12 protein-coding genes are annotated in these 12,932 nt (G+C 64.5%); 9 read left to right on the top strand and 3 right to left on the bottom strand.

The features are described 5' to 3' along the window. Positions 1–286 precede the first annotated feature (286 nt). Both HU230_RS05720 and HU230_RS05715 read left to right on the top strand, forming a co-directional pair. Entirely contained in the window at positions 287–1,936 is a 1,650-nt protein-coding gene (locus tag HU230_RS05720; RefSeq protein WP_176532528.1) for a glycosyltransferase family 39 protein, read from the top strand. 225 nt (positions 1,937–2,161) lie between these two features. Continuing rightward, positions 2,162–2,941 (top strand): class II aldolase/adducin family protein, encoded by a 780-nt coding sequence (locus tag HU230_RS05715; RefSeq protein WP_173641786.1) that lies wholly within the window; start codon positions 2,162–2,164, stop codon positions 2,939–2,941. A 105-nt stretch (positions 2,942–3,046) separates the two neighbouring features. Here the strand turns inward: HU230_RS05715 and HU230_RS05710 are convergent, their stop codons facing one another. The 3 genes from HU230_RS05710 to HU230_RS05700 are packed head-to-tail and all read right to left on the bottom strand — an operon-like array spanning position 3,047 to position 7,446. Beyond that, on the bottom strand, positions 3,047–4,411 hold the full coding sequence (locus HU230_RS05710) for a M20/M25/M40 family metallo-hydrolase (RefSeq protein ID WP_234633907.1): 1,365 nt from the start codon (positions 4,409–4,411) through the stop codon (positions 3,047–3,049). Continuing rightward, on the bottom strand, positions 4,323–5,774 hold the full coding sequence (locus HU230_RS05705; protein WP_234633853.1) for a glycosyltransferase family 87 protein: 1,452 nt from the start codon (positions 5,772–5,774) through the stop codon (positions 4,323–4,325). The genes HU230_RS05710 and HU230_RS05705 overlap by 89 nt, the downstream gene beginning before the upstream one ends. A 49-nt stretch (positions 5,775–5,823) precedes the next feature. Next, entirely contained in the window at positions 5,824–7,446 is a 1,623-nt protein-coding gene (locus HU230_RS05700) for a helicase HerA-like domain-containing protein (protein WP_176532530.1), read from the bottom strand. Between the two features lie 354 nt (positions 7,447–7,800). On the opposite strand from HU230_RS05700, the gene HU230_RS05695 reads away from it, so the two are divergent. The 7 genes from HU230_RS05695 (at position 7,801) to HU230_RS05665 (ending at position 12,930) form a co-directional block, all read left to right on the top strand. Next, on the top strand, positions 7,801–8,166 hold the full coding sequence (locus HU230_RS05695; protein ID WP_092127034.1) for a hypothetical protein: 366 nt from the start codon (positions 7,801–7,803) through the stop codon (positions 8,164–8,166). A 62-nt stretch (positions 8,167–8,228) separates the two neighbouring features. Next, positions 8,229–8,636, top strand: coding sequence for a DUF4332 domain-containing protein (locus HU230_RS05690; protein ID WP_092125172.1), 408 nt, complete (start codon positions 8,229–8,231; stop codon positions 8,634–8,636). 98 nt (positions 8,637–8,734) lie between these two features. Then, positions 8,735–9,592, top strand: coding sequence for a dihydropteroate synthase (gene folP / locus HU230_RS05685; protein ID WP_420840843.1), 858 nt, complete (start codon positions 8,735–8,737; stop codon positions 9,590–9,592). Beyond that, positions 9,589–9,969 (top strand): dihydroneopterin aldolase, encoded by a 381-nt coding sequence (gene folB, locus HU230_RS05680; protein WP_092125171.1) that lies wholly within the window; start codon positions 9,589–9,591, stop codon positions 9,967–9,969. The genes folP and folB overlap by 4 nt, the downstream gene beginning before the upstream one ends. A 20-nt stretch (positions 9,970–9,989) precedes the next feature. Further along, entirely contained in the window at positions 9,990–10,481 is a 492-nt protein-coding gene (gene folK, locus HU230_RS05675) for a 2-amino-4-hydroxy-6-hydroxymethyldihydropteridine diphosphokinase (RefSeq protein ID WP_176532531.1), read from the top strand. 107 nt (positions 10,482–10,588) lie between these two features. Beyond that, positions 10,589–12,463: a methylmalonyl-CoA mutase family protein gene (locus HU230_RS05670; protein WP_176532532.1), complete on the top strand. Its 1,875-nt coding sequence runs from the start codon at positions 10,589–10,591 to the stop codon at positions 12,461–12,463. Further along, positions 12,460–12,930, top strand: coding sequence for a GFA family protein (locus HU230_RS05665; protein ID WP_176532533.1), 471 nt, complete (start codon positions 12,460–12,462; stop codon positions 12,928–12,930). The genes HU230_RS05670 and HU230_RS05665 overlap by 4 nt, the downstream gene beginning before the upstream one ends. The last annotated feature ends 2 nt before the right edge of the window (positions 12,931–12,932 follow it).

Below are 12,932 nucleotides of genomic sequence, written 5' to 3'. Positions count from 1 at the left end.
ACGATACCGTCATATTGCCCACACCGCCAACCGCCAATTGTAGACGGAGTTCCCTAAAATCCCACTTAACAGGGCCCTGATGCGCTTCTTGATCGCGGCTGCGGCCACGTGCAGGCCCCGTCTCCCGTAGATTTACTGGCTACGAATTGCTGCCAATATATTGCAATGCATCTGGGAAATTACGCCACAATTACCAATTACTTGGAAACGGAACTGCGCTATGGATGCCGGGGAATGAGGCCCTAAAGCGCCAAACTGGGCCACAGGCACGCCGGTATCACTAGCTATGTCATCGATTACGACGTCTGCCCTCGAGGCGCCTGCACGGCGCTCGGTGGAGAAGACCTGCGACGATCTCGCTTTCCTCGTCCTCGGCGTGGTCGCCGTGGTCGCCGGCCTCACATTCCGCGATTACGGTCTCGGCTGGGACGACTACACCCACGCTGAATACGCCGACCTCCTGCTGCGCATGTACGGGTCCGGGTTCAAGGACACCGGCGCGCTCTCGTTCGCCAATCTCTATATGTACGGCGGCGGCTTCGATATGGCTGCGGCGCTGTTGCACAAGGTCATCCCGCTCGAATTGTTCGAGACGCGCCGCCTGCTCGGCGCGATCGTCGGCGTGATCGGGCTTGGCGTAACCTGGCGCCTGGCGCGCCGCGTCGGTGGCCCGCTGGCGGGACTGGCGGCCCTGCTGCTGCTCGCGCTGTGCCCGACCTTCTACGGTCACATGTTCATGAATCCGAAGGATGCGCCGTTCGCCGTCGCGATGGTGGTCCTGATCATGGGCCTCGTCCGCCTGATCGAGGAATACCCGGCGCCTTCGCCGCGCACGATCCTGATCGTGGGCCTCGGGGCCGGCCTGTCGATCGGCTGCCGCGTCCTTGGCGGCCTCGCCCTGATCTACGCGGTGGTCGGCTTCATCCCGCTCTGGATCGAGGAATTCCGCAAGCAGGGCCCGCGCGAGGCGACCCATCGCTTTGCCCATGTCATCTATGTGCTGCTGCCGGGGCTCGTGCTGGGCTATCTCGTGATGGGCCTGATCTGGCCGTGGTCGATCATGGAGCCCGGGCATCCGCTGGAAGCGGTGACCTATTTCTCGCACTTCTTCGAGAAGCCGTGGAAGGAGATGTTCGACGGCGCGCTGGTCTCGGTGCCGGACATGCCGTGGTCCTATCTGCCGACGCTGTTCGCGCTGCAGCTTCCCGAAGTGCTGCTGGTGCTGCTGAGCGCGGCCGTCATCACCACCTTCATGTCGCTGTCGCGCACCGATGTGGCGGCGAAGCGCAAGTCGGTCATGCTGATGCTGACGCTGGCGGCGACGCTGCCGCTGGTGATCGCAATGGTGAAGCGGCCGGCGCTCTACAACGGCATCCGCCACTTCATCTTCGTGATCCCGCCGATGGCGGTGCTTGGCGGCGTCGCCTTCGCCCGCGGCATGGACTGGCTCGGCGAGAACCGCCGCGCCTGGCAGCCTGCGGCGCTCGCCGTGTTCGCGTTCGGCCTGCTGCTGCCGCTCAGCGAAATGATCCGCCTGCATCCGTATCAGTACACGCACTTCAACCACATCGCCGGCACGGTGCGGACCGCCGACAATTTCTTCATGCTTGACTATTGGGGCCTGGCGCTGAAGCAGGCATCCGACGGGCTGCGCGAGCAGCTGGCGGAGCGGCAGGAAGTGCCGCCGCAGCATCGCAAGTGGAAGGTCGCGGTGTGCGGACCGCAGCGCCCCGCGCAGGTCGCGCTCGGGCCGGACTTCACGATCGGCTGGGACAGCCATGCCGCCGACTTCGCCATGACGCTCGGCGAGTTCTACTGCAAGGGCCTGGCCGCCCCCGTGATGGTCGAGATCAAGCGCGACGACGTCGTGTTCGCCCGCGTCTACGATATCCGCGGCCGCAGCATCTCGAGCCTGCTGGCGATCCCGGCACCGTAAGGCGTTTTCGAACGAAGTCGATGCCGGTTCGCGTCAATCAGAACCGAATATGCTCTCGCCTATCGCGGCCTTGGAAGATCGATCCTGCGGCTGCCCACCGACCGTTGCCGTTCGGATCGTGGGCCGCATGCCGGCATGACTGTCACGCCGTTACGCTGCCTTGCTGCAATCCGGCGGCGGCGCTAGGCTCACACCAAGCAACAGCCATCAATGGAGCAATCGGCCATGTCGCCAGCGGAAGCGCGCCTGAAGGAAGTGCCGTCGGATATCAGTGCAGCGGAATGGGAGCAGCGGATCAATCTCGCTGCCTGCTACCGGCTGGTGGCGCTCTACGGCTGGGACGATCTGGTCGATACCCACATCTCCGCCCGGGTGCCCGGACCCGAGCATCACTTCCTGATCAACCCCTACGGGCTGATGTTCGACGAGATCACCGCCTCGAGCCTCGTCAAGGTCGACCTCGACGGCAACCAGCTCTCGAAGAGCGACTACAGCATCAACCCGGCCGGCTTCACCATCCATTCGGCGATCCACGAGGTGCGCGAGGACGCCGGCTGCGTGCTCCATCTGCACACCGTCGACGGCACTGCGGTGTCGAGCGGCCCTGATGGGTTGCTGCCGCTGAACCAGACCGCGCAGCTGGTCACCCATGATCTCGCCTATCACGACTATGAAGGCATCGCGCTCGACCACGACGAGCGCCCGCGCCTGCAGCGCGATCTCGGCACCAAGAACCACATGCTGCTGCGCAATCACGGGACGCTGACGGTCGGCCGCTCGGTCGCGTCCGCCTTCGAGCGGATGTACCATTTGGAGCGCGCCTGCTCGATGCAGGTGGCGACCCGCGCGCTCGGCGGAAGCGCCTATCCGGTCGACCAGCACGCGATCGACAAGAACACCGAGCTGCTGTCGAACCCCGATCGCGCCGAGCTGCGCTCGACCCAGCTGGTCTGGCCGCCGCTGCTGCGCAAGCTCGACCGCGTCAATCCCGGCTACCGTGATTGAAATTTCACAATCTTCGGGTAAGCTAGCGGCCAAAACCCTCTGCACGACCTGAATCAAAACGCCGCCCAATTCCGGGCGGCGTTTTTGCATTCGGGGCGTCTCGCTTTATTTGGCCTCGGCGAACGCCGCCAAAATCCGCGCCCAGGAGCGGATGCCCTTGTGGTAGCTCTTGAGGTCGTACTTCTCGTTCGGCGAATGGATGTTGTCGTCGTCGAGCCCGAAGCCGACCAGCACGCTATCGAGGCCGAGCGTGCGCTTGAAGTCGGCGACGATCGGGATCGAGGCGCCGGAGCCGACCAGCAGCGCCTCCTTGCCCCATTCGTCGGTCAGCGCGCGGCGGGCGGCCGCCAGCGGCTTCATGTTCCAGTCGAGCGCGATCGCCGGCGCGGAGGAATGATCGATGAATTCGGCCTTGCAATCCGCCGGCACGCGCGCCGTCACGTAATCGCGGAACGCCTTGCGGATCTTCTCGGGGTCCTGTCCTTCGACCAGCCGGAACGAGACCTTGGCCGATGCCTCCGCCGGGATCACCGTCTTGGAGCCCTCGCCGGTATAGCCGCCGACAATGCCGTTGATGTCGCAGGTCGGCCGCGAGGAGACCTGCTCGATCAGGAGCCGATCCTTCTCGCCGGCGGGCACCGACAGGCCGATCGGCTTGAGGAAGCTGTCCGCCGTCAGATTGAGCTGCTTCCATTGCGCCAGAATGTCCGGCGGCAGATCCTTCACGCCGTCATAGAACCCGGGGACGGTGATGTGGCCGTTCTCGTCATGCAGGCCGCCGAGGATCCGCGTCAGCACGCGGATCGGATTCTGCGCGCCGCCGCCGAACACGCCGGAATGCAGGTCGCGATTGGCGGCCTTGATCTTGACCTCATCATAGACCAGGCCGCGCAGCGAGGTCGTGATCGCGGGCGTGTTCGGATCCCACATGCCAGTATCGCAGACCAGCGCGAAGTCTGCCTTGAGCTCAGCCTTGTTCGCTTCCAGGAACGGCACGAAATTCTTCGAGCCGATCTCCTCCTCACCCTCGATGACGATCGTGATATCGATCGGCAGCGATCCCGCCACCGCCTTCCAGGCCCGGCATGCCTCGAGGAAGGTCATCAGCTGTCCCTTGTCGTCCTCGGCGCCGCGCGCGACGATGATCTTGCGCCCATCGGCATGGTCGGTCACCACGGGCTCAAACGGCGGACGGTGCCAAAGATTCAGCGGATCGACCGGCTGCACGTCATAGTGGCCGTAGAACAGCACATGCGGACGCCCGTCGGTCGCGCCGTTCAGCTTGCCGACGACGGCCGGATGTCCGGCGGTCGGCCGCACCTCGGTTTTGAAACCGAGGGTTGCGATATCCTTGGCGAGGTGATCGGCAGCCGCCTTGCAGTCATTGGCAAAGGCCGGATCGGCCGAGATCGATTTGATCCGCAGCAGCGTGAACAGCCGCTCGAGACTGTTGTCGAAATCGGCGTCGATGCGGTCGAGGACGGGCTGCAGCTTGGCGTTGGACATCGCTTATATCCCATTGGTTGGACATTGCGCCAAGTTGTAGCGCGCCGGCCGCCGCAGGCAAAGCTTCTCCACTTTCCTTGCCGGAAGACTTGCGGATGTGCCAGACCAGGCCCGCGATCAGCACAAAGGTCGCAGCAAGATTATTGCCATAGGCCCGCAGCGCGATCGGATACCACGGCAACGAGAGCCCGAGCAGGGCACAAACGACCGCAACCACGACCCAGGTTCCGGTCCGAACCTTTGGCCGCGGATGATAAACGGCACGATGCATCAAGACCGTGATCGGGAAGAACAACCACACGAAGTAGTATTCGCGTGCCAATGGCGAAGCCACCGTCATCAGACAGAACAGGATGCCGATCTCCTCCGCGTCCGACCTTTCGGTCCGCAACCAGGCCGGCGGCATGACCCAGATGTAGCCAAGCCCGATCAGGATGCTCACCGCGACGATGACCCAGTTCGCCGTCGCGAAGTCGAGATCGACGAGGTTCATGTAACGCGGCGGCTTGCTCGGATCGTCCTGATTGTAGTTCAGCGGCCGCAGCAGCCGATGCGATACTGCGATGATAGACTGGTTTACTGACGACCAGTTCTGCTCGGCCCGCTGGCCAAACCCCTCGGCCGAACTCGCCCCAACCATGCCGTGGTACCAGGTCTTCAATTCGGCAGCGTTGTGCTGAAAGCCACGGAATGGCACCGGCAGGACGAACAGGAAGAAGACCAGAAATGCAGTCATGCCGGCGATCGCGCCCCAGCGCCTGCGCCAGACGAGATAGGGCAATACCGCAATCGGGAACACCTTGATTGCGGCCGCCAGGGCAAACATGCCGCCCGCAAGCCACGACCGCCCGCTCCGCAACAGCCAGAAGCCATAGAGCATCATCGCAAGCAGGATCAGGTTTGGCTGCCCAAGGTCGAAGATATCGATGACGAAGGTCACCATGAGGCAGCCCGGCAGCGCCTCAAGCCAGGGCCCCGGCTCGCGACCCGATCCCGCCATCGCGTGCGAGAACTGCGCAACCATCCACCACGCGGCGGCGTTGAGCAGGGAAAGGCACAAGTAAAGCGGGATCTTGCCGAAGAACGCCGGAATCGCGAGGAGCACCGCCGGTAACGGCGGGTAGATGAACTCGAAATAGCCGGAGGCATCGGCGGGATAGAGGCTGTGACCGTGCAGCACTTGCTGTCCGGCCCAGAACCACAATGGATAATCCTTCGTCTTGCCGTGTCCCCAAATCTCCGGGACCAGAACGTCTGCGGTCAGCCCGATGCAGCAGACCAAAAACAACAGATGAAACGGCGCCTTCAGCGAAGGATATCTCAGCAAATGTTCGTTCCAATCAGATGACGACAATGCTGGGATGATAGCTCTAATATTATCTGCGCAGCAATCCTCCGAGCGCGCCGCGCACGAGAGCGCGGCCAATCGATCCCCCGACCGATCCTCCCACCGACTTGCCGAGATCGGCCGCCACGCCGCCGATCACCTTGTCGGTCACGGAGCGCGTGACGTTGCGCGCGATCACCTGCCCGGTCGACATGCGGCCGCGCTTGACGTTGGTGCCGAAGATCGTGGCGGCGATCGAGCCGATCTGGCCGAGGATGCCGCCGCCTTCGCCACCATCCGCACCGCCCGCCGGAGCCGCCGCCCCCGACAGGCGCTTCTGGATGATCTCGTAGGCGGATTCGGCGTCGATCGCGGTGTCGTATTTGCCCTTCACCGGGCTTGCATCCATGATCGCCTTGCGCTCTTCCGGCGTGATCGGCCCGATCCGCGCCGACGGCGGGCGCACCATGACGCGCTCGACCATCGACGGCGTGCCGCCGCCCTCGAGGAACGAAACCAGCGCCTCACCCTTGGCGAGCTCCATGATCACCCGCGCGGTATCGAGCTTCGGATTGGGCCGGAAGGTCTGCGCGGCCGCCGCAACCGCCTTCTGGTCGCGCGGCGTGAAGGCGCGCAGCGCGTGCTGCACGCGGTTGCCGAGCTGCGCCAGCACCTTGTCCGGCACGTCGATCGGATTCTGCGTGACGAAATAGACACCGACGCCCTTGGAGCGGATCAGCCGCACCACCTGCTCGATCTTGTCCATCAGCGCCTTCGGCGCATCGGTGAACAGCAGATGCGCCTCGTCGAAGAAGAACACCAGCTTCGGCTTCGGCAGGTCGCCGGCCTCCGGCAATTCCTCGAACAATTCCGAGAGCATCCAGAGCAGGAACGTGGCGTAAAGCCGCGGGCTCTGCATCAGCTTGTCGGCGACGAGGATATTAACCATGCCGCGGCCGTCGCGGTCGGTCCGCATGAAATCCTTCAGCGTCAGCGCGGGCTCGCCGAAGAACTTCGCGCCGCCCTGGTTCTCGAGCACCAGCAGCTGGCGCTGGATCGTTCCGACCGTCGCCTTGGACACGTTGCCGTAGCTCTGGGCGGCCTTGCGGATCGACGCCAGCGGATCTTCGCCGTCGTCGGCGCCCTTCTTGCTGCTGTCGGGCGCGATCGCATCCAGCAGGGCGCGCAGATCCTTCATGTCGATCAGCGCGAGGCCGTTCTCGTCGGCGACGCGGAAGGCAACGTTGAGCACGCCCTCCTGCACGTCGTTCAGATCGAGCATCCGCGACAGCAACAGCGGTCCCATCTCGGTAACGGTGGCGCGCACCGGATGGCCCTGCTCGCCGAACACGTCCCAGAATACGGTCGAGAATTGATCGGGCTGGAAGGTCAAGCCCATCTCCTGGGCGCGCTTCACAATAAAGTCCTTGGCCTCGCCGACCTCGGAGATACCGGAGAGATCGCCCTTGATGTCGGCGGCGAAAACCGGAACGCCGGCGCGCGCAAATCCTTCAGCCATGACTTGAAGCGAGACGGTCTTGCCGGTTCCGGTTGCACCGGTGACGAGGCCATGCCGGTTGGCCAGCGCCAGCGTCAGCCAGGCTGTCTCCTCACCCTTGCCGATAAAAATCTTCTCGTCGGTATCGGCCAATTTATTGTCGGAGGTCGCCATCGCTTCGCCTCTTCGCGCAGATTTAGATCGTTTCGATCATCGAACCCGGTTCGATACCGAACCAGTGCCAGCATATTGCATCTTGCCGGTCGATTGAAACCGTCAGCGCAAGCTGACGTATATTGTCGCGCCACTGGTTCCTCATATTTTATTCCCGGCGAAGTGACGAAAGGCATTGCGCATTGCGACAAGATGGTGTGAATCCGCCGCTCACTCTTGCAGCGAGGCCACAGTCACGACGCGATCGAAAAAGAAAACGAACTGAAATGCGCGGATCGCTTGTATTTCGTGACACAGGCGCTCAAGATAAATCTTTAAGAACGACCCGGCAAAGTCCGGTTGAGGCGGGGCAAGATGGATGAATTGGTTGGACAGCTGGCCGCGAAGGCCGGCATCGACGGCGCTGTCGCTGAGAAAACCATCGGCATCGTTCTGGGTTTCCTCCGTAACGAGGGACCTTCCGACAAAGTCCAGGCTCTGATCGACCAAATCCCCGGCGCCGAAGCGGCGATCGCCGCCTCCAACAACAGCGGTGGCCTATCGCGGTTGATGGGCGGCGGCCTGATGGCTGTCGGCACCCGGCTGATGGCGCTTGGCCTGAGCATGGGTGAAATTCAGAACGTCGCGCGTGAACTTTTCAGGTTCGGCCGCGACAAAATCGGAGCGGATCAAATGGGCGAGATCATCTCGGGGACACCGGGCCTCAGCCAGTTTGCCTGAAGCACTTTCCCAACGCCCCTGCACGCGCGCTCCCTTCTACCTGTTACCTGCATACGAGTATCATGACATACCCCCTCTCCGAGATCGAAGGCCTGTCCGCCTATTGCGCCACCAAACTGAAATCGCAGGGTATCCGCACGACCGACGCGCTGCTTGAAGCGGCCCGCACCGTCAAGGGACGCAAGGCGCTCGCCGCCAAGACCGGGATCAGTGAACAGCAATTGCTGGAATGGGCCAACATCTCCGACTACATGCGGATTCCCGGCATGGGCAAGGCGAAGGTCGGGCTGGTCCGCGCCGCCGGCGTCACCACCGTGCGCGAGCTCGCGCAGCGCAACCCGTCGCGGTTGGCGCAGAGCATGAAGGACGCCAATGTGCGGCGTAAGCTCGTCCGCGTGATGCCGTCAGAAAAGTCAGTCGAGCTGCTGATTGAACAGGCACGCAAGCTGCCGCTCAAAATCACCTATTAGCATCACTATTAGGCTGCCTTAACCGCACCCGCGGCCGCCGGCGCCACGCATCGCTGCGGCACCTTGACTTGCCGCTGCGGTCAGCGCAAAGCCACCGCATGATGGCAATCAGGCCCATAGCATCGGCGGTAACCGGCCCGGCCGTATCAGCGGTGCTGCCGGCGCTGCTGTCGCGGTCCTATCCGGCGGTGATGGGTATCCTGAACGTGACGCCGGATTCGTTCTCCGACGGCGGCCAGTTCATCGCGCCCGAACAGGCGCTGGCGCAGGCCCGCAGGCTGATCACCGAGGGCGCCGACATCATCGACATCGGCGCGGAATCCACCCGCCCCTACGGCTCGCAGCCGGTCACCGCCGAGGCCGAGATGGCGCGGCTGAAGTCGGTGCTGGCCGAGGTCGTCGCGCTCGGCGTGCCGGTCTCGATCGACAGCATGAAGTCGGAGGTCGTGGCCTGGGCGCTCGACCAGGGCGCTGCGATCGCCAATGACGTCTGGGGCCTGCAGCGCGATGCCGGCATGGCGCCGCTCGTCGCCGCACGCGGCGTGCCCGTGATCATCATGCACAATCGCGAGCAGGCCGATCCGGCGATCGACATCATGCGGGACATCGCCGCGTTCTTTGAACGCTCGCTCGAGATCGCGGCGCGCGCCGGCATTGCGCCCGACCGGATCGTGCTCGATCCCGGCATCGGCTTCGGCAAGACGCCGGAGCAGAGCATGATCGCACTGGCGCGGCTTGCCGAGCTCAACGCGTTCCGCCTGCCGGTGCTGGTCGGCGCCTCCCGCAAGCGTTTCATCAGCACGATCGTGGCCTCGGAGCCGCAACAGCGGATCGGCGGCTCGATCGCGGCGCATCTGATCGCCGCGCGGAATGGCGCCCGCATCATCCGTGCGCACGACGTCGCGGAAACCGTTCAGGCGCTGCGGGTGGCCGCGGCAATCGAGGGACAGCAATGACCGACACGATCTTCATCACCGGGATCGTCATCCATGCCCGTCATGGCGTGATGGAACATGAAACCGAAGTCGGGCAGCGCTTCGTCATCGACCTCGAGCTCTATACCGACCTCTCGGAATCCTCGCGCACCGACCGCCTCTCCGACACGGTGTCCTATTCCAACGTGGTGGCGACCGCGACGTCGGCATTCAAGAACACCAACTACAAGCTGCTGGAGCGCGCCGCCGGCGCGGTGGCCGATGACATCCTGACCACCTTCCCGCGCGTCAGGGCGGTCAAGGTCACCGTGCACAAGCCGCATGCGCCGATCGCCGCGATCTTCGACGATGTCGGCGTGGTGCTGACCCGCTCGCGGCATCCGCCGTCCCAGAGTTGAACGCCCAAGGTTGAACGCTGATGGCTGACGTCCTGATCGCACTCGGCGGCAATGTCGGCGACGTCCGCACGACGTTTCGCAAGGCGATCGCCAATATCTGCGGCATGACGCAGGCCGCGCTCCTGGCGCGCTCGTCGGACTATTCGACACCGCCCTGGGGCGAGCAGCAGCAGAACAGCTTCATCAATGCCTGCATCGAGATCGACACCAGCCTCGATCCGCACGCGCTGCTGTTCACGCTGCACAAGATCGAAAGCAAATTCGGCCGCGACCGCAAGAACGAGCAGCGCTGGGGACCGCGCACCCTCGACCTCGACCTGATCGCCTATGACGACGTCACACTCGACAAGCCGGAACTGACGCTGCCGCACCCGCGTTTGTTCGAGCGCGCCTTCGTGCTGGTGCCGCTGGCCGAGATCGTTCCCGACCGCGTCATCGCCGGGCGCCGCGTCGCGGATGCGCTGGCTGGGGTCTCGACGGGCGGTATTTTCCGTCTAGCGGACCTCGATTAAAACCGCACGACCTCAAACAACCGTTTGGCTTGGCCGCCCGCCCGTGGCAATTTCCGGCCAAATCAAGGGGACCCCGTCGCGGGGCCGATGAAGGACGATTTGGGCGGATGACGACCTCGACTGACGATTTGGCTCTGGCTTCGGATTTTGCACCGGCGACCTATGACGACTGGCGGAAGCTGGTCGACGGCGTGCTGAAGGGCGCGCCGTTCGAGAAGCTGGTCGGCAAGACCTATGATGGCCTGAGGATCGATCCGATCTACCGCCGCGCGACCAACTCAAGTCCGCTTCCCGGCCGCGCCGCCGCCACTCCCTGGCAAATCCTGCAGCGGGTCGACCACCCCGACGCCGCAGCGGCCAATGCGCAGGCCTTGCAGGATCTCGAGAACGGAGCGACCGGCCTCGAATTCGAGTTCGCCGGCGGTCCCGGCGCGCGCGGCTTCGGTCTTTCCGATGCCAGCAAGAAGACGCTGGCGCGGGCCTGCGGCGGCGTCCATCTCGATGCCGGCATCATGATCGCGCTCAACCCGGTGATCGGGCGCGAGAACGCCGGCGAGACGTTTGCCGACATGGTCGAGGCCCGCAAGCTCGATCCGGCCAAGCTCGACCTGCATTTCAATTACCAGGCGCTCGGCACGATTGCCGTGCGCGGTGCGGCGGCAGCCAGCTGGGCCGACTACGCAAAGCCGTTCGGCCAGGTCGTCAACGGCCTGATCAAGCGCGGCTTCAAGGGCCCGTTCGTACTGGCGGACGGCCGGCCGGTGCATGATGCCGGCGGGTCCGAGGTGCAGGAACTCACTTTCACGCTCGCGACCGCGCTCGCCTATCTGCGCATGCTGGAAGCCGCAGGGCTCGACCTCGATGCAGCGCGCGCAGCCGTCTCATTCCGGCTCAGCGCCGATGCCGACCAGTTCCTGACCATGGCGAAATTCCGCGCGCTGCGCCGCCTTTGGGCAAGGATCGAAGAGGCCTGCGGCCTTATGCCGAAGCCGATCTTCGTCAATGCGCAGACCGCCTGGCGGATGCTGACCCAGCGCGACCCCAACGTGAACATGCTGCGCGCGACGATCGCGACCTTTGCCGCCGGGCTCGGCGGTGCCAACGCCATCACCGTGCTGCCGCACACGCTGGCGCTCGGCCTGCCGGACGATTTCGCCCGCCGCGTGGCGCGCAACACGCAACTCGTGCTGCTCGATGAGTCCAACCTTGCCAAGGTCTCCGATCCCGCGGCAGGCGCCGGCAGCATCGAGACCCTGACCGCGCAACTCTGCGAGGCGGCGTGGACGCTGTTCCAGGAGATCGAGAAGGCCGGCGGCGTCTTCACCGCGCTCGAGCAGGGGCTGCTGCAGAACAAAGTCGCCGCGACGCGGGCGCAACGCGAAGCCAATGTGGCGAAGCGCCGCGACGTGCTGACCGGCGCCAGCGAATTCCCCAACCTCCACGAGGCCAACCTCGCGGTGCTGGATGTGAAACCGGCCGCGCCGGTGTCCACGGCAGGTGCCAAGGTCAGCTTCGAGGCCCTCGCGCCGATGCGGCTCGCCGAGCCGTTCGAGGCGCTGCGCGACAAGTCCGACGCCGCACTGAAGGCGCGTGGCGCACGGCCCAAGATCTTCCTCGCAAACCTGGGCACGCCAGCGGATTTCACGGCCCGCGCGGCATTTGCAAAAAGCTTCTTCGAGACCGGCGGGATCGAGGCCATCGACAGCGAGGGCTTTGCCGACGCGGCCGCTCTTGCCGCAGCGTTCACGGCCTCGGGCGCCGCGATGGCGTGCCTTTGTTCCTCTGATAAGGTCTATGCCGTTAGCGCCGCTGAGGCCGCCAAGGCCCTTCACGGCGCCGGAGCAAGGCATATCTATCTGGCAGGGCGGCCCGGCGACCAGGAAGCAGCGCTGCGGGCGGCCGGCATCGGTGAGTTCGTCTTCGCCGGCGGTGATGCGCTGGCGACATTGCGCGACGCCTATCGGCGGATGGAGCAGGCATGACGGCAGAGACACCAGCGAAACCCGTTCTGACCGGCGGTTGCCAGTGCGGCGCCGTGCGCTTTGCGGTGTCCGCGGCACCGAACCGCGTCAGCATCTGTCACTGCCGGATGTGCCAAAAGGCCTCCGGTGCGCCGTTCGCCTCTTTCGCCGACATCAACAACGAGGATTTCGCCTGGACCCGCGGCAAGCCGGCGACGTTCAAATCCTCCTCGATCGCCGAGCGCGACTTCTGTGCCGCCTGCGGCACGCCGCTCAGCTTCCGGCGGATCGACGGTCCCCGCATCGAGATCATGACCGGCGCCTTCGATCGGCCCGACCGGGTGATCCCGACGCAGCAATTCGGAACCGAGTCCCGCCACGGTTGGGTGGTCGGCATCGCTAATCTGCCGAGCCATACCACGATGCAGAATTACGGACCGGAGAAGATGGCGACCATCGTCAGCCATCAGCATCCGGACCATGACTAAGG

Origin of the sequence: Bradyrhizobium quebecense, from assembly GCF_013373795.3 — a bacterium.
Lineage (GTDB): Bacteria > Pseudomonadota > Alphaproteobacteria > Rhizobiales > Xanthobacteraceae > Bradyrhizobium > Bradyrhizobium quebecense.
Note: the sequence above shows the minus strand (reverse complement) of the source record. Positions and strands in the feature narration are given on the sequence as shown.